The organism is Paenibacillus hunanensis (genome assembly GCF_014645615.1).
GTDB classification, from domain to species: domain Bacteria; phylum Bacillota; class Bacilli; order Paenibacillales; family Paenibacillaceae; genus Saccharibacillus; species Saccharibacillus hunanensis.
The window spans coordinates 197,605-214,525 of the sequence record NZ_BMMB01000007.1; the positions used below are offsets into that span (position 1 = coordinate 197,605).

Here is a 16,921-nt window from a genome sequence, read left to right on the forward strand (position 1 = left end):
TTGGCAGTACGCATTCGTCTGAAACGTATGGGTGCCCACAAAGCGCCTTTCTACCGTATCGTTGTTTCCGATTCCCGTTCTCCTCGTGATGGACGTTTTATCGAAGAAATCGGTACTTACAACCCAGTTGCAGAACCATCTGTAACTAAAATTGATGAAGAAAAAGCTCTGAAATGGCTTCAAGATGGAGCGCAAGCTTCTGATACTGTTCGCAACTTGCTTAGCAAAGCGGGCGTTATGAAAAAATTCCATGAGCTGAAACAGCAAAAATAATTGCTGACAAGCTTGGCCCTGTAAGGCGTTCGCTGGTTAACGCTGAATTGGCTGGTCGAAACGCGGTTTTGTATATACAGAACTGCGTTTTTGCGAGCAAATCGGCGACAGCGACGCATCAGGCTGTCACATTGCAGCCTGCTTGACACAACTGATTTTGCTTCGCAAAATATTGCCTATTCCGGAGGATGAAACGATGGAACAATTAGTAATCGTTATTGCTAAAGCTCTGGTGGATCATCCGGAAGATGTGTCGGTAAATGTGGTGGAAAAGGAGAACCTGATCGTATACGAACTGAGCGTCCATCCGGACGATGCCGGCAAAGTGATCGGCAAGCAGGGACGTATCGCTAAGGCACTCCGCACAGTAGTGACCTCCGCAGCCGTCAAAACACATAAACGGGTTACGGTTGATATCATGTCTTAAAAATGTACGAAAAAGGGCTAGGGTTACTCCTAGCCTTTTTTCGTACATTTTTTGTAGTCACATGATGATAGAGTACCGTTATACTAATGATAGATTACAAGGATACAAAGGAGAGCTACATGTCAAAACAATGGCTGAATGTTGGTAAAATCGTCAATACACACGGTATTCGCGGTGAATTAAGAATATATCCGAACACTGATTTTCCAGAGGTACGCTTTGCGCCTGGTAACAAGCTGATGATGCTAAATGAAGAAACAGGTACTTCACAGGAAGTCGAAATCCAGACCTCACGCCTGCAAAAAAATATGTATGTCGTGCGCTTTAAAGGCTTTGGCAACATTAATGAAGTCGAGAAATACAAGGGCTGGGAGCTGCGTGTATCCAAAGACGAAGCGGTCGAGCTGGAAGAGGACGAGTACTATTTCCATGAGATTATCGGCTGCGAAGTCATTACGGATGAAGGCAAGTCGCTTGGTGTGATCAAGGAAATTCTGACACCCGGTGCGAATGATGTATGGGTTGTGAAGCCTGCCCAAGGTAAGGATATTTTAATTCCGTACATTCATGATGTGGTACAGGAGATCAATATCGATGACAAGAAGATCATCGTTCAGATTATGGAAGGTCTACTGGAATGATGAAGATCGATGTATTGACCCTTTTTCCGGAAATGTTTACGGGTGTATTCGGCTCCAGTATTCTCGGTAAAGCGGCAGCAAAAGGCATTGTGGAGCTGAATGCGGTCAATTTTCGCAACTATTCGACCAGCAAGCATGGAACCGTAGATGATACGCCTTATGGCGGCGGTGGGGGAATGGTATTGAAGCCAGACCCAATCTTTGCAGCTGTAGAGGATCTTGTACCCGATCAGGCTGCAAAGCCACGTATTATTTTAATGTGTCCACAGGGCGAGACGTTTACACAGAAGAAGGCAGAGGAGCTGTCACAGGAACAGCATCTTATTTTCATCTGTGGTCATTATGAGGGCTATGATGAGCGTATTCGCGAGCATCTGGTGACAGACGAGTTATCGATTGGAGATTATGTGCTCACCGGTGGAGAGCTACCTGCGATGACGATAGTGGATAGTGTGGTGCGTCTTCTGCCGGGTGTGCTAGGTAACGAAATGAGTGCGGTGACCGATTCGTTCAGTACAGGCTTGCTGGAATATCCGCATTATACGCGTCCAGCTGAATTTCGTGGACTGAAGGTGCCAGATGTATTGCTGTCCGGTCATCATGGCAACGTGGAGAAATGGCGCCGTGAGCAGTCGCTACTGCGTACTCTACAGCGTCGCCCGGATCTGCTGGAACACGCTGATCTGTCGGAAGCAGAGCGTCGCTGGCTTGTACTACAGGATAAACGCTCAGAGGCATCGGAATAACGAACTTTAGGTAAAGATGTGACGGGTAACGAGGCAGGTGTAGTGATGAACATGCTGCAAAAGATTGACTTTTCATGGCGAATGGAAAGTTGTAGTGATCCGTTATTTAGCTACGATGAATACGGATTAAAGGTATCGTTTATGATATTTTTGGGACAGGAGATTCGCTATGCGGATATCGGTAAATGGCTGTCTGTGTATAATCTTCAGAATGAACAGCAAATTCCTGATGAGCACTATAATCATCTGGGTTATCGTATCGCAGAGTTCAGCTTTTCGAGTTTTGATTCCTTGTATTGCACCGATAGAGAATCTGGGCTAGCTTCCTATACGAATGCTGCTGGTGATCCGCCCTGTGTTTATCGGGAAGTGGATGAAGATGATTATATACTCGGTTATGTTTTTGCAGGCCATGATTTATTTTTGTCGATAAAAGCTCAAGCATACGATATCGATATCCGTTCTGTATCATAAATAAAATGCATATCTACCATGCTTTTTTTGCAGCAGTTTATGCTGAAATGAACGCCGCGACCCTACTTGCAGGGTAATAAGATAGGAGTCTGGAACATGTCGAATTCGAATGAAGTAACCGGTCAGCCCACAGGTTGGGTACAGCAGCTTGGCAGTGATCTGCGTAGCCAGGGCTATGCGTCTATATTGAATCAGCCTTTTGACGATCAGGACGCAGATAAGATTATCGGACAGCTACTACCGGAGTTTAAATATTTGCTATATATTCATGCCGATGAACGTAGAAAGTACTTTATTGCTGATTATGCAGGTCGCAACACGGTCATTAAGCTGCTGGAGCAGATGGAGAACACCAAAAAAAGTGCTCGCCTGAATGTGCAGGAGTCCGATCGGGTCGGTTATAATCGCTATAGCGACGAGATTCAACGGTTGAATGATCTCAAAAAAATGCTGATACAGGAGCGTTTTGGCTGAGTGTAAAATAAAGCTGAATATCGTTCAAAAAAAGTATTGTCATCCACCCTGTAAATATGTTAAAATTCAAATGTTGTGTGAATACGATGGTCCTCTGCGATCAATGATGAGAAGACAATAGGTCTTCCTGAGACGCAAGAACATCTGTGCGGAAGGAGGGAGTCATAGATGAATATCATTCAGGCGATTACTCAAGATCAACTGCGTAAAGATGTTCCAAATTTCCGTGCCGGTGACACTTTGAAAGTGCACGTTAAGGTTATTGAGGGAACTCGTGAGCGCGTTCAGTTGTTCGAAGGTGTTGTAATCAAACGTCAAGGTGGAGGCATTAGTGAGACTTTTACAGTTCGTAAAATCTCTTACGGTGTAGGTGTGGAAAGAACTTTCCCAGTACACTCCCCTAAGATTGATAAACTCGAAGTGGCTCGCCGTGGTAAAGTGCGTCGTGCGAAGCTGTACTATCTTCGTGAACTTCGCGGTAAAGCAGCGAGAATTAAAGAATTGCGCCGTTAATCCTTTGGGAGCTGCGGTTGAGAAGGGCTTGTCATACAAGCCCTTTTCTTTATTTTCAAAACCTTTTAATTGCATAGGAAAATGGTTATTCCGCCGTACAGTTATACAGACACGGCATTTTTCCAGAGAAACCAACCTGGCAGTCATTAGCTTTGGAGCTGAATGAATAAGCAGCTTCCTGTACTGCATAATGTAATGGAGCATTGGTTTATTTCTGTGGCAAAATGACGCTACAACTGAAGACGGATTTTTTTGTACCCTCTTTATGTACACATTGTCATGCTATAATGGGAGCGGTGCTTGACAAGGTTAATCCTTCAAAATTTGGTTTTTCCAAAATTGTGTGTAAAATAGATTAAGGAATCGTATAGGTACTTGGGTACATTGACACTGGATTGTTTCCGGATGAATCATACCACCGGTACATATACAAAGCGCCAATTCAACCAGGAAAGAAGGCATTGCGATGGAGCAAGATAAACAAAATCAGAATCGGGCAGACGCAGCTGAGGCTACAGCCGTACAGGAGCCTGTAGTAAGCGAAACGCCTGAATCAGAGCAAAACCCTCCTAAAAAGAAAAAAAGTGAAGCAAAAGAGTGGATCAAAGCGATTGTCGTCGCTCTTGTGCTTGTGATCATCATTCGTGGCTTCTTGTTTGAGCCATTTATCGTGGATGGTCCTTCCATGCAGCCAAACTTCTATACCGGTGAGCGTGTTATCGTAAACAAAATTTTGTACGATATTCGTGATCCACACCCGGGCGAGGTAGTCGTGCTGAAAGTCCCTTCACAAAATCGTGACTTCATCAAACGTATTATTGCGGTTGGTGGCGATACGGTAAAGGTAGATGGCGATACCGTAACGGTAAATGGTAAGGCGATTAGTGAGCCTTACATTCAAGCCGCTATCGATCATGCACATGCACAGGGTAGTAATTACAATATTAACAATTTCCCAACGGAACAGATTCCAGATGGTAAAGTTCCACAGGGCTATGTATTCGTAATGGGAGATAATCGTTCCAACAGTCAGGATAGCCGTATGATCGGTTATGTACCGCTTGGCGATATTATTGGACGGGCCGATGTGATCTTCTGGCCATTGAACAAAGCAGAGTGGATCAATCATTATTGATAGACTCTAGCCATTATTATTTAGGAAGTAAGGGGGAAAACCTATGACCATTCAATGGTTTCCCGGGCATATGACCAGAGCAAGACGCCAGATCGAGGCAAAGCTCAAGCTGATCGATATGGTAGTCGAGTTGCTGGATGCGCGCTTGCCGTTATCAAGCCGTAATCCGATGATTGATGAGATTTTGCAAAATAAACCGCGATTGATCATTTTGAATAAAGCTGATCTGGCTGATCCGGTAATTACGGATGCCTGGGTACAATATTTTAAAGACCAAGGACATGAGGTGCTCACACTGGACGCAGCCAGCGGACAGGGGACACGCGAAATTCCAGAGCGTGCTAAGGTGCTGTTAAAGGAGCAACGCGATAAGCGTGCTGCGAAGGGGATGAACCAGCGTGCAATCCGTGCACTGATCGTTGGTATTCCGAACGTTGGTAAATCGACACTGACGAACCGTCTTGCAGGTAAAAGCATCGCTGCAACAGGTGATCGTCCCGGTGTAACAAAGGGACAGCAGTGGATCAAGGTCGGTACAGAGATGGAACTGCTGGATACACCAGGTATTTTGTGGCCTAAATTTGAGGATCAAGGCGTTGGTTATCGTCTGGCGGTAACCGGTGCGATTCGCGAGGAGATTCTGAATGTTGAGGATGTAGCGTACTTTGGTACGAAGTACATTTGCGAGCATTATTGGGATCGACTGGCAGAGCGCTTTGAACTGGATGAGCCGCCACAGGATATGGATAATCCGAACGATGTCGTGGAGATCATGGAAGCGATTGGTCGCAAACGTGGTTGTCTGATGAGCGGAGGCCGTGTTGATCTGGAGAAGGCTTCCAAGGTGATCCTGCGTGAGCTTCGTGCAGGCAAGCTGGGTCGAATCTCTATGGAAAGACCCTGAATCGATTAGAGGATGGGAGGAGATACGATGTCTGACTTGCTAAATTATGAGCGTGCATGCTGGGAAGCAGGATATCAGTATATTGCAGGTGTGGATGAGGTCGGTCGTGGTTGCCTGTTCGGCGATGTGATCGCAGCTGCGGTCATTATGCCGCAGGGCGTAATCATCGAAGGTGTGACCGACTCCAAAAAGCTGACTGATAAAAAGCGTGAGCGTCTGTACACCGAAATTATGGAGCAGGCACTCGCTGTCGGTGTAGGCTATGTTCCTGCTGAGGTGATCGATGAGATCAATATTCGTCAGGCTGCACTGCGAGCGATGAAGCAAGCGTTGGAGCAGCTAAGCGTTGTGCCCGATTACATTCTGGTCGATGCAGAGACGGTTGATATGCCCCAGCCACAGCAAAGCATTATTAAAGGTGATGCGAACAGTCATAGCATTGCGGCTGCGTCGATCATCGCCAAGGTCACGCGTGACCGTCTGTGCGAGGGTGAATGGGAGCAGCAGTATCCAGGCTATGGCATTGCTGGACATAAGGGCTACGCAACCAAGCTACATCGTGAGCGCATTCTGGAGCTGGGTGTGACACCATTGCATCGTAGAAGCTTCCTTGGCAACCTGCTGCTGGAACAACCGACACTATTTTAAATAGGGCAAGTAATTGTCTGATAGGTATGGTATAAAAAGCACAGCAAGCATGTAGAACGATTGTATGGTAATCGTCAAAAGAATATTGCTCTTTCAGACGGAATCCGTTACGATAAGGAACAGAAGTGCTTGTGCACAGGGAAGAACCCGAATCTTTGTTATTTGAAGATCGGGTTCTTTTTGTATATAAAAGGACATGGATCATCGCAGGCTTTGTCATTTATGACTCATCATTCTGTTCATTTTGACCGATAAATAAACATACAAACGTCAAGGAAAACGGCGCTACATATCGCTTAACAAAGCCATGCTTTGACAACGATAATGATAGGAGGAGAGATTATGAATATCGGTTCACTGTTCCGTGGCATGATGGGAGATAGCAAGCCCGGTGAGGCCAAGCAGATGGAATTGAAAGAAGGCCAGGTCGTTCGCGGAGTAGTGACCAGTGTGTCTGAGGATGGACAGGAGGCGGTCGTACAGATTCAGGGCGTCAAGGTACGCGCTCGTCTGGAAGCGCCGTTACAGCAGGGAGAGACAACGCTATTACAGGTGCAGCCGCCGGGCAAGGATGGCATGACGGTATTAAAGCCTGTAACTGCCAGCCAAACGCCGATTCCTCCATCCACGATGAATGATCTATTGGATTCTTTTCAATTACCGGATACGAAGGATAATCGTGAGATGCTGACTCAGATGCGTGCAGCAGGTATAGCACTTACAGCAGATAATGTCAAAAGTATTCAGACCTCCATGGCACAAAAGCCTGCCAGTGTATCGGTGGGCGAATGGGTTCAATCCGCAGCTGTAGCGATACAGCGTGGTCTACCTGTTACGGGACAAAGTGTAGCAGGCTTGCAGCAGGCGATTTTTGGACCGCCACTGCATGAATCGCTGGATCAAATGCAAAATCTGTTACGTACGATTTTGCCACAGCTTCAGTCTGGTACGACTGCGACGCTTAATGAAGCAGCGGATGGCGCTAACATGCCTCCAGTGCAAGCATCCACAGCTACACCTTCGGGCAGTACAGCAGCTAATGAACCACATGCAAGTACGACGAACCCGAATGGACAGCAGGCGGTTCCTACAGGTGCAAATGCTGCATCAGGGAACGCTACAGCAACAATTGTAGCCAAGCTTCAGCAGGTGCTACAGCAAATCAATGATCTGCTACCTCCTTCGACAGGAGGTACATCTAATCCTGTGGCAGGCAATGCTGGACAGCAGGCAACTGCGACAGCGAGCACAGCAACAGCCGAGCAGACACCTGCAAATGGTACGAATGCTGGAAATGCAGCTCAACCCGCAACGGCTAACTTCAATGCCCCATCCGGCTCGACTTCACCATGGCTCGGTCAGTTACTCAAGCTGATGGGTACAGAATATGAACAGCAAAGCGTGCGTGCAGCTTTAACGCTCACTGCACAGCATGCCGATGCGGCGAAGGAGCAGGGAACAGCTAATCCAGCTGGAGCAACGAATGCACAGCAGGCAGCCACACAAGCAGGTGGTGAGCGTATTGTAGCTAATCCGAATCAGCCCGCTATCCCAACGCCACCGACTGTACCGAATGCTCCAACAGTGAATCAGCCCCTACCAGCAACAGCGGCTTCGTTATCAGATGCGCCCGATACGCCGACTGCTGCAACTAATCCAGCTCAAGCGCAAGCATCAGCGGAGGGGAAAGTAGCTGTGTCCGCTACCAATCAAGCAGCTAATGCGGTTAATGCCAGCTCATTGCTTGCACCGCAGACAGCTGATGGGCGGACAGACGCATTACCACATCCAGCTCATATGACGACACATGCAGCCGCAGCAGAGGAAGCACTGTCCAAGGCTCAGGATACGCTAAAAGGGCTGTTATTACAGCTCAGTGTCGCAGACGATGCACCACCTATGTTAAAGGATGCTGCACAGCAGCTTGTTCAGCAATTAACCGGACAGCAGCTTTTGTTAAATACAGATCGTACTGCTCCATTTGCCCAGGTGACGATGTTCGTTCCATTTAATGGCCCGGACGGTCAGGAGACGGCTTCAGTGCATATCCAATCTCGTCGTGGCAGTAAAGGTGAGCTGGATGCTTCTAATTGTCGCCTGTGGTTTGATCTCGATATGAAGGCATTGGGGCATACGTTGCTGGATGTTCAGGTGACGGATCGGATCGTATCACTCAAAGTGCATAACGATCTGGAGCAGCTGGGACCCGTAATTGAGAATAAACGACAGGAAGTCGCAGAGGCGATTGCTGGGCTCGGATATCAATTGTTATCGCTGCATGTTGCACCTTTACCTGTACGCAATAACGCAGATAATCTAATAGGTACAGCGGGCAATATGGGTGAGCTGATCGATCAATTTGCACCGTCTGAATATAAGGGGGTAGACATGAAGATATGAGCAATTCTAAGCCTCCCAAAGATACAGATTCTTCGCTTGTAGGTAAGCGCGCAGTTGCATTAAAATACGATCCCTCTCGTAGCGAAGCACCTATAGTCGTTGCCAAGGGACGTGGACGTATCGCAGAAACAATTTTGGAAAAGGCACATGAAGCGGGTGTACCGATTCAGGAGGATGCAGCGCTGGTTGAGGTGCTATCCAAGCTTGATCTGGATCAGCAAATTCCTGGTGAGCTATATAATCTCGTCGCTGAGATTCTAAGCTTTATCTATCGTGCGGATAAGAACTTTGGAACCGATCCGCAGGGCTGGTAATGAATAAAGATCGATCATAGATCAGGTTGATGATGTGAGCATGATCGCTGGAGTAGATTTAGCTTATAAGCTAGGTGAGATTGGATAACAGTTGAGTCTCTGCATGAGTGATGTGTAGAGGCTCAACCATAATTATAATAAATCTAAGGATGTACATAGATTGAATCAAGACGAAGTACAAGCTAAGTACAAGCCAAGTACAAGCCAAGTACAAGCCAAGTACAAGCCAAGTACAAGCCAAGTACAAGCCAAGTACAAGCTTATCCCCTTTATACCCGTCAGGAGAATAAGATGAAGGACAACGAAAAAGCGATCCGAGATGATCGCAAGCAAAAAGGAAAAATCGGCGAGGATGTTGCTGCGTATTACTTAGAACAGCAGGGCTATCATTTATTAGAGCGTAACTGGCGTTGTCGTAGTGGTGAGCTGGATATTATTGCATTAGCTCCTAGACAAGCAGATGAATACGCCAACGCATGGGATAGAAAAGTAGAGGAAGATTGGAATACAGATGAAGTTGAGATAGCCGAGGTTCAAGCTAGTAGGGAATCGTCTGTAGCTCATTCAGAAATTACATATGACAGTGATCCGTCGGATGTTCAATCTAATAGAATGGCTGCAAAAACAATACCTGTGATTGTCATTGCAGAAGTACGTAGCCGTACAGGAAGCACGCACGGAACAGCTGCTGAATCGGTAGATTGGCGCAAGCGCAAGCAATTACGTGAGACTGCGGCAGTATATGCTCATCATACAGGTCAGCATGAAGCTTTATTTCGCTATGATGTCATTACGATCAAGCTTAATGACCATTATCAGGCAGTAGAGCTGGAGCACTGTATGGAAGCATTTATATAGTAGCTTTGTTAGAGGATAAAGGATCATTTTAGTCGTTATCGATAGCTTGTAGAATTAGAAAGCAACAATAGCCGAGAAATCGATACACAACAACTGCTTAATAGAAAAAGTAAAAACGAGAATAGAGGAAGCACCCTTTTTCGAATGAGATTATAATGCGATTCGTTTGTTGCTATGGAAATACGAATTTGTCAGATGATAAGAAGCTGGCAGACTAGATCGTATATACACACATAGACAGACAAACGGATACGCAGCTCATAACGAATAGAAGAAAGGGTGTTTTGTGATGTATGGAAAGCAATTCAGTGCTTGTATTCAAGGAATTCATGGTGTGCTGGTTGAGGTGGAGACGGATTTGTCTAATGGCTTGCCACTTGTTTCGATTATCGGCTTGCCAGATTCGGCTATTCGCGAGTCGGTGGAACGTGTACGGTCAGCGATTAAAAATTGCGGTTTTACCTTTCCTGCTCAGCGTGTAACTATTAATCTTGCGCCTGCTGATCTACGCAAGGAAGGCTCGGCGTTTGATCTGGCTATCGCTATTGGGATTCTGGTCACGAGTGACCAGCTGATATTTCCAGAGCAGGAAAGCTTCCTACTACTCGGTGAGCTGGCGCTGGATGGTAATCTACGTCCGGTGCATGGTGTACTGTCGATGGTGGATGTGGCACGTCAGCGTGGATTGAAGGCTGTCATTGTGCCGCAGGAAAATGCGGCTGAGGCTGCATTGGTTGAAGGGATTAATGTATATGGAATCCGACATATGCGGGATCTATTACACGTCTCCGAGCAAATGACGATAGCCGACAGACTTGCTAAAGCCGCTGGAGTAGACATTACTGACTTAGCTACCAAAGAGAAAGAGAAAGAGAATTCGGAAAATCTAAATGTAGCTTCCATGCAACAGGAGGCAGGTGCACAGCAGTTTAACATGCGCATTCCGGGTCAGCCTGATATTCAAGTACGTGTATTATCCCCTACAGATCGTGCTTATTCAGCAGAACATTCTACGGGGGTTCCAGCAGATTATAATCACAGTCAGCAGGTGAAAGAAGAAGAACCTGAACACGACCCGACAAAGACGGAGTCAGCAGCTGAGCATGCATCCGATTCTACATCGGCTAAGCAAGCTCTATCTCTATCGAAAAGATCCAGCAGTTCTGATCCGCGTCATCATATTCAGCTCGCTCCTCATTTATTTGTACGTGAGTCTCAAGCCTATACCTATGCTACAGAGCCAACGATGATTGAGGATTATGCAGATGTATTTGGGCAGCAGCATGTAAAACGAGCCTTAACCATCGCAGCATCCGGCATGCACAATATTATGCTGATCGGCCCGCCGGGTACAGGCAAAACGATGCTTATTAAGCGTCTGCCTACGATTTTACCGCCGTTAACAGATGAGGAAGCACTAGAAGTAACTAAGATTTTGAGTGTGGCAGGCAGATTGAAGGATAGTGGCAATGCACTGATGCGTAAGCGTCCTTTTCGTTCGCCTCATCATAGTATTACTGCTTCTGCATTGATCGGAGGCGGAGCGATTCCGAAGCCGGGAGAGGTCAGTCTAGCTCATCAGGGTATTTTATTTTTGGATGAGTTTCCTGAATTTCCACGTACGATTTTGGAGCTATTACGTCAGCCATTAGAGGATCACGAAATCCATATTAGCCGTTCCAGAGCCGTATTTACATTTCCAGCAAATATATTGCTCGCGGTTTCAATGAATCCATGTCCGTGCGGATTTGCTGGTAGTCGTCATCCGCTCCATCCTTGTACGTGTACCGATGCCAAAATTGCTCGCTATCGCGCTAAAATCTCAGGCCCATTACTTGATCGGATTGATTTACAGATTGAGGTGCCCAGACCGAGTGAACGTGAGCTTCAATCTAGCGCAGCAGGAGACGTGGACGGTAATAATTCTTCCAGTATGCGTGAGCGTGTACTGCGTGTGCATGAGCTACAGCTGGAACGGTATCGAGAAATAGGAATTCACTGGAATAGTCAATTATCTGGTAAATGGCTACGGCAGTATGCGCCACTCACACCAGCAGCGAATACGTTACTGGATACAGCTTTTGAACAGCTAGGTATGAGTATGCGTGCACGAGATCGTATTTTGAAATTAGCCAGAACGATCGCGGATCTGGAGGAGCAAGAGCAGATTGATGCGGTACATATTGCAGAGGCGATTCAGTATCGGCAATTGGATCGGGGATGAGTAGATAAGACAGGGCATAAAGAGATTAAGCTTACGGGACTAAGTTGCTATTGCAGATTAGAGATTGGGCTGATCTAGCTTGTGAAGATGAAAAATGTAGTTCATAGAATAGAGTGAGATTAAGCTGTTATAGTACAAGATTAGATCGTATGCTGTATAAGCAGGCTATATCATTTGTACAAAGTGAGTGATCCATATGAATTTAACATTGGCAAAAACATACTCTATAAACGCAACTTCTATTCAAAATGTAGAGTCAGTCAGTGAAAACCTAATATTACTTAACCTTGAGCTACATGGTGATGAGCTCTACTGGGACGCAAGACCTTATCATTGGCGATATGATTTTGGCGATTTTCCACCATTAGATGTATCATTCGATTCAGAAACCGGGCTATTGAAAGAAATGACTATATTTATTAATAAACAGCAGCTCCAACAACAGCATAGTTATCCACTTACAGTCTTGTCGAACATCGAGGGATACCCGGCATTTGATACAACCTCTCTTAGCCACAACTCCTATTACTATGACGAGTTGGCTGATATCGTTGTATCGCTTGCAGATTCGTGTTTGATTGCTGCACGCAAAGGAGTAGATACAAGCGTCCAGCTTAAAGTGACGGATACACTGGATATTTTACTGACTGCACAGAGTCAATTTGCAGGCTTTATTGTATACAAAATAGATCATAGTCAGTTTATGTGAATTCCCCGTTATCCTATACTTATAAGTACGTATACTGACGTTTACAATCAGATACAAAAAAACGAAACCACTTATGCTGTATAAGTGGTTTCACCTTTTAATTAGTTTTTATTTGCAATGACTACAAATGATAAAGCATCATCAATTAAGATCGATTATTAACATTTTTTCAAAAAGCATAACATTTACTGCGATTGATCTGGAAGATTAAAAGTATTATAGATTCAGGAATTTATTAAATTTTAATATTAGAATTAACAATCATGGGTACTTCACTAAATTAAAAAGGAGCTTGATTATGACAATTATTAAAATAACTCCTTTAGTTGGAATCGATCCAATAAAATTAGGAATGACTGAACTACAAGTTGAGGAAGAATTGAAAAATTCGCCATTTGATAATCATGAAGAATTATTTAGCAGGCTAGAATATGATGCTACTAATAAATTACATTACATTGAAATGAGCAATCCTTTTGATGGATTTAATCTGCAATTAATATATAACGGGGTCGATCTATTTAAAACTAAAGCGAAAGATATTATAGAGTCAATAAGTAAGCAGGCCTCGTATATTCAAGATGATGAATCCCAAATGGGCTTTAATTTTATTTTCCAAGAGTTAGGACTTGCATTTTGGAGACCAGGTGTTATGACAGACGATATATTGAATTCAAAAGAATTTTTGACGGAATTAAGTCCTGAGAATCAAGAATACGAAAAGCGGAATTTTTACTTTACTACCGTTTCATTATTTTCGCCTTCGTATTATGATTTATAAATTAACTAGAACGTGTCTGAAAACTAAACTGATTTATGACAAGCTTAAGAAAAAAGAGAGGAAGAAATTTTTAACACTCAAAGATGCTATGAACCTAATGATGAGTAATGAGAGTAAATTCAAGCTCTATTTGCTTCTTATCGTACGAGACTTCCTCAATAATTATTTTTCAGACACGTTTTATCAATTCAGAATAAGAATTGTTATACAATCTTAACTTAATTGAATCTTATCCAAGGATATTGTTTACTTTTTGACTGATACAAGGAGTATATACGCTACTATTTATAGCAAAAGGCTGGTCTCCTAGAGAACCAGCCTTTACATCGTACTTAGCTTTATTGTCTATCGAACCATTACTCCTCATTCGGCATCCTACGCGCAAACTCCACAAACTGGAACTTATCCAATCGATGGCGAGATTCAGTATATTCGAATAGCGTCGTATCTTCCAGATGCACATAGTTCCGCACGACCACCACATGCGTATCACGCTTTAGATCGAGTAATAACTTGTCTTCAGCGGTGACCTGCTCTACTGAAATCTCTTTTTTAGCATAGGCAATTTTGAGTGCTAATTCGCCTTCCAGGTATTCGTAGATCGACTCGCTGGCAATATCTTGAGTAAGCGAAGGGATAACCGATGCGAGAAAATAGTCCTTATCCAAAATAACCTTTTCATCCTCTATTTCGCGCGCGCGTACGACTTTCCATACAGGCTCTTTTTCCTGCACTTGAAGTTGACGTGCAATATGCTGTGGGCACGGGATGAGGGAGACTTCATATACAAGTGTGCGTGCTGTGCGTCCAAGTCGCTGAGATAGCTCTTTGAAGCTAACCAGACCGGAGACTGGAAATTCCATCCGATTCATATCGAGCACGAATGAGCCTTTGCCACGCATTTTGTGAATATATCCATTTTGAGATAGCAGGTGTAATGCCTTGCGCACCGTTTCTCTCGATGTACTATAGTGCTCGGTTAGTTCATTTTCGGAAGGAAGCTTAACACCGGGCTTGAGTGTGCCAGCTTCAATCTGCTGTGTATAATCGTTGTAAATTTGCGAAAAAATATTTTTGTTCATCTGCATCACCGCCATCTATTGTACGAATAATTATGCAAAAAAGCAAAATAATCGGATGTGATGAGGGTTCATGGCCTTTGTTTTCTTTTTATGAACTTTGTGTTTTCTTTATAATCATGGACTAGCTTCTAACGAGCAAAATCGCCTGCTGCCCAGTAGTTTTGCTGGATGACAGGCGATTCAGATGAAAGTGGAGCATATTAGTTTTTTTACAAGCGACCTGCCAAACTTTTACGAAGCATGTGCTTTATGAGGCATGTGCTTTGGTCAGATGAATACGCAAGACTGGCGTTTTGCCAGCTTCTACAGCTCCGGTTACTTCTTCGATCTGTTCGATCATCGTCTGACCTACAGGTACAATTACAGGCGAAATAGTTGGGTAACCGGCTGCTTGGATCGTATCCATATCGAATTCTAGTAGCAATTGTCCCTTACTCACCTTATCCCCAGTAGCGACATGCACCTTAAAGCCATCACCCTTCAGTCCAACTGTATCGATGCCAACGTGGACTAGAATTTGTACACCGCTGCTATGCTCCAGAATGACAGCATGCTTACTTTTATCGATAACATGAGCCACTGTACCATCGAATGGAGCATATACTTTACCGTCAGTTGGCTCAATCGCAATGCCTTCGCCCATTTGCTTTTCCGCAAAAGCGGGATCAGGGACACGATCCAGTGGAACGGCCTGACCTGTAATCGGTGCAGCTAACTCCAGCACATCCAGTGAATTGGATGCAGTCGAAGCTTGTGTAGCCGAAGCTGTTTTTTCACCTACTGGCAAAGGGCTTTGACCATGCTCTACCTTTTTCACATCGTCATCGGCAAGCTCAGCTTCAGCAGCATTCATTTCACCGCCTGCTGTTTGTTTACGCGTAGCCAGCTTACCCCATAGCAGTGTACCTACAAATGGAACGACCAGTGCAATTGCCATACCGATGAAGAAAATGCCCCAATTGGCAACATCAATCGCGAGGAAGCCAGGCAGACCGCCTACACCAACAGCAAATGCGCGTACATTGTTCATCGTCAGCAGAACACCGCCAATCGCCGAACCGAGCATACCCATAAACAGCGGATATTTAAAGCGTACATTGACACCGAACACGGCGGGCTCGGTCACACCAAGGAAGGCAGTAATTGATGTTGTTGCTGAAAGGCTTTTCATTTTTTGCGAGCGAATCACGAACATCATTGCAAGTGCGGCTGCACCCTGCGCGATATTGGACAGTGCCAGCATCGGCCACAGGAATGTACCACCAGTTGAGTTAATAAGCTGTAGATCGACAGCAAGGAATGTATGATGCATCCCGGTAATAACGAGTGGAGCATACAGACCACCATATAGCAGACCGCCAAGCCATGGCACCGTAGAGAATACCCATACCACACCAGCAGTTAACCAATTTCCCAGTGTAAATGTAACCGGGCCAATAATGACAAAGGCGAGGAAGCCGGTAACGAGTAATGCGACTGGAGCAACGACTAATAGCTTGAGCGAATCAGGAACTTTACGATTCAGCCATTTCTCAATCACCACGAGTACATAAGCGGCAACGAGCATCGGGAGAACCTGTCCCTGATAACCGACCGCATTCACATGGAAGCCGAATAAATTCCATGTTGGCACTGTACCTTCATTGTATGCCTTTGCATAATCATAGGCACTAAGCAGTGACGGGTTGACGAGAATCAGACCGAGTACGACCCCGAGTAAGGGACTACCACCAAACCTTGTCGCTGCTGACCAGCCGACCAATGCAGGCAAGAAGGTGAAGGCGGTGCTGGCAATCGTATTGACGATCGCTGCGAAGTCAGCCCATTGCGGATATACCTGTACAAGCGATTGTCCTTTGAAAAAGATATCTGTCCCAGTCAGCAGGTTGTTAATACCGAGCAGTAGACCTGCGGTAACGAGTGCTGGCAACAGGGGGATAAAGATATCGGATAGTGTTTTGATGAACTGCTGAATTGGACTTTTATGTTTAATCGCGGCTGCTTTTACATCTTCTTTGCTGGCACGCTGACCTCCGGTAATCGCTATCAATTCATCGTACGCTTTATCCACAATCCCTGGACCGATAATAACCTGAAATTGACCCTGTGTGGAAAAGTAGCCTTTCGCCAGCTCATTGTCATCCAGCGCTTGCTTATTGACTTTTCCCTCATCGACGAGGGAGAAGCGAAGTCGCGTGACACAGTGTGTAGCGACCTCAATATTTTCTTTACCACCAATGGCTTCAATAATTTTCTCGACGTCTTCTCTTTTTACCGACATGTGTTCAGCTCCATTCTTTGTCGCAAAATACCGGGGG

18 protein-coding genes are annotated in these 16,921 nt (G+C 45.2%); 16 read left to right on the forward strand and 2 right to left on the reverse strand.

All coding sequences use genetic code 11. From position 1 onward, the window contains the following. The 16 genes from rpsP (at position 1) to IEX62_RS16455 (ending at position 13,521) form a co-directional block, all read left to right on the forward strand. Positions 1 to 273, forward strand: coding sequence for a 30S ribosomal protein S16 (gene rpsP / locus IEX62_RS16380; protein ID WP_188776613.1), 273 nt, complete (start codon positions 1 to 3; stop codon positions 271 to 273). Positions 274 to 469: 196 nt separating this feature from the next. Next, on the forward strand, positions 470 to 700 hold the full coding sequence (locus tag IEX62_RS16385; RefSeq protein ID WP_188776614.1) for a KH domain-containing protein: 231 nt from the start codon (positions 470 to 472) through the stop codon (positions 698 to 700). Positions 701 to 819: 119 nt separating this feature from the next. Beyond that, a complete protein-coding gene (gene rimM / locus IEX62_RS16390) occupies positions 820 to 1,341 on the forward strand; it encodes a ribosome maturation factor RimM (RefSeq protein WP_188776615.1) in 522 nt (173 codons plus the stop codon). Further along, entirely contained in the window at positions 1,341 to 2,087 is a 747-nt protein-coding gene (gene trmD / locus IEX62_RS16395; protein ID WP_188776808.1) for a tRNA (guanosine(37)-N1)-methyltransferase TrmD, read from the forward strand. The genes rimM and trmD overlap by 1 nt, the downstream gene beginning before the upstream one ends. A gap of 45 nt (positions 2,088 to 2,132) precedes the next feature. After that, positions 2,133 to 2,561, forward strand: coding sequence for a hypothetical protein (locus IEX62_RS16400; protein WP_188776616.1), 429 nt, complete (start codon positions 2,133 to 2,135; stop codon positions 2,559 to 2,561). A 96-nt stretch (positions 2,562 to 2,657) separates the two neighbouring features. Next, a complete protein-coding gene (locus IEX62_RS16405; protein WP_188776617.1) occupies positions 2,658 to 3,035 on the forward strand; it encodes a hypothetical protein in 378 nt (125 codons plus the stop codon). A gap of 168 nt (positions 3,036 to 3,203) precedes the next feature. Further along, a complete protein-coding gene (rplS, locus tag IEX62_RS16410; protein WP_188776618.1) occupies positions 3,204 to 3,548 on the forward strand; it encodes a 50S ribosomal protein L19 in 345 nt (114 codons plus the stop codon). A gap of 466 nt (positions 3,549 to 4,014) precedes the next feature. Then, positions 4,015 to 4,683 (forward strand): signal peptidase I, encoded by a 669-nt coding sequence (gene lepB, locus IEX62_RS16415; protein ID WP_188776619.1) that lies wholly within the window; start codon positions 4,015 to 4,017, stop codon positions 4,681 to 4,683. Between the two features lie 43 nt (positions 4,684 to 4,726). Continuing rightward, positions 4,727 to 5,587 carry a ribosome biogenesis GTPase YlqF gene (gene ylqF, locus IEX62_RS16420; RefSeq protein WP_188776620.1) on the forward strand — a complete coding sequence of 287 codons (861 nt, stop codon included), beginning with the start codon at positions 4,727 to 4,729 and terminating at the stop codon, positions 5,585 to 5,587. 27 nt (positions 5,588 to 5,614) lie between these two features. Then, positions 5,615 to 6,235 carry a ribonuclease HII gene (rnhB, locus tag IEX62_RS16425; protein WP_188776621.1) on the forward strand — a complete coding sequence of 207 codons (621 nt, stop codon included), beginning with the start codon at positions 5,615 to 5,617 and terminating at the stop codon, positions 6,233 to 6,235. A gap of 342 nt (positions 6,236 to 6,577) precedes the next feature. Further along, positions 6,578 to 8,635: a TP0910 N-terminal domain-containing protein gene (locus IEX62_RS16430; protein ID WP_188776622.1), complete on the forward strand. Its 2,058-nt coding sequence runs from the start codon at positions 6,578 to 6,580 to the stop codon at positions 8,633 to 8,635. After that, positions 8,632 to 8,949 (forward strand): EscU/YscU/HrcU family type III secretion system export apparatus switch protein, encoded by a 318-nt coding sequence (locus IEX62_RS16435; RefSeq protein WP_188776623.1) that lies wholly within the window; start codon positions 8,632 to 8,634, stop codon positions 8,947 to 8,949. The genes IEX62_RS16430 and IEX62_RS16435 overlap by 4 nt, the downstream gene beginning before the upstream one ends. A 291-nt stretch (positions 8,950 to 9,240) precedes the next feature. Then, positions 9,241 to 9,807: a YraN family protein gene (locus tag IEX62_RS24040; protein WP_188776624.1), complete on the forward strand. Its 567-nt coding sequence runs from the start codon at positions 9,241 to 9,243 to the stop codon at positions 9,805 to 9,807. A gap of 289 nt (positions 9,808 to 10,096) precedes the next feature. Next, positions 10,097 to 12,031: a YifB family Mg chelatase-like AAA ATPase gene (locus IEX62_RS16445; RefSeq protein ID WP_188776625.1), complete on the forward strand. Its 1,935-nt coding sequence runs from the start codon at positions 10,097 to 10,099 to the stop codon at positions 12,029 to 12,031. 196 nt (positions 12,032 to 12,227) lie between these two features. Then, positions 12,228 to 12,740 carry a hypothetical protein gene (locus IEX62_RS16450; protein WP_188776626.1) on the forward strand — a complete coding sequence of 171 codons (513 nt, stop codon included), beginning with the start codon at positions 12,228 to 12,230 and terminating at the stop codon, positions 12,738 to 12,740. Positions 12,741 to 13,038: 298 nt separating this feature from the next. Then, complete coding sequence (locus IEX62_RS16455) at positions 13,039 to 13,521, forward strand: hypothetical protein (protein ID WP_188776627.1); 483 nt, start codon at positions 13,039 to 13,041, stop codon at positions 13,519 to 13,521. Between the two features lie 356 nt (positions 13,522 to 13,877). On the opposite strand, the gene treR is transcribed toward IEX62_RS16455, so the two are convergent. Further along, positions 13,878 to 14,603 carry a trehalose operon repressor gene (gene treR / locus IEX62_RS16460; protein ID WP_188776628.1) on the reverse strand — a complete coding sequence of 242 codons (726 nt, stop codon included), beginning with the start codon at positions 14,601 to 14,603 and terminating at the stop codon, positions 13,878 to 13,880. 247 nt (positions 14,604 to 14,850) lie between these two features. After that, positions 14,851 to 16,884, reverse strand: a complete 2,034-nt coding sequence (gene treP, locus IEX62_RS16465) for a PTS system trehalose-specific EIIBC component (RefSeq protein ID WP_188776629.1) — start codon at positions 16,882 to 16,884, stop codon at positions 14,851 to 14,853. Between the last annotated feature and the right edge of the window lie 37 nt (positions 16,885 to 16,921).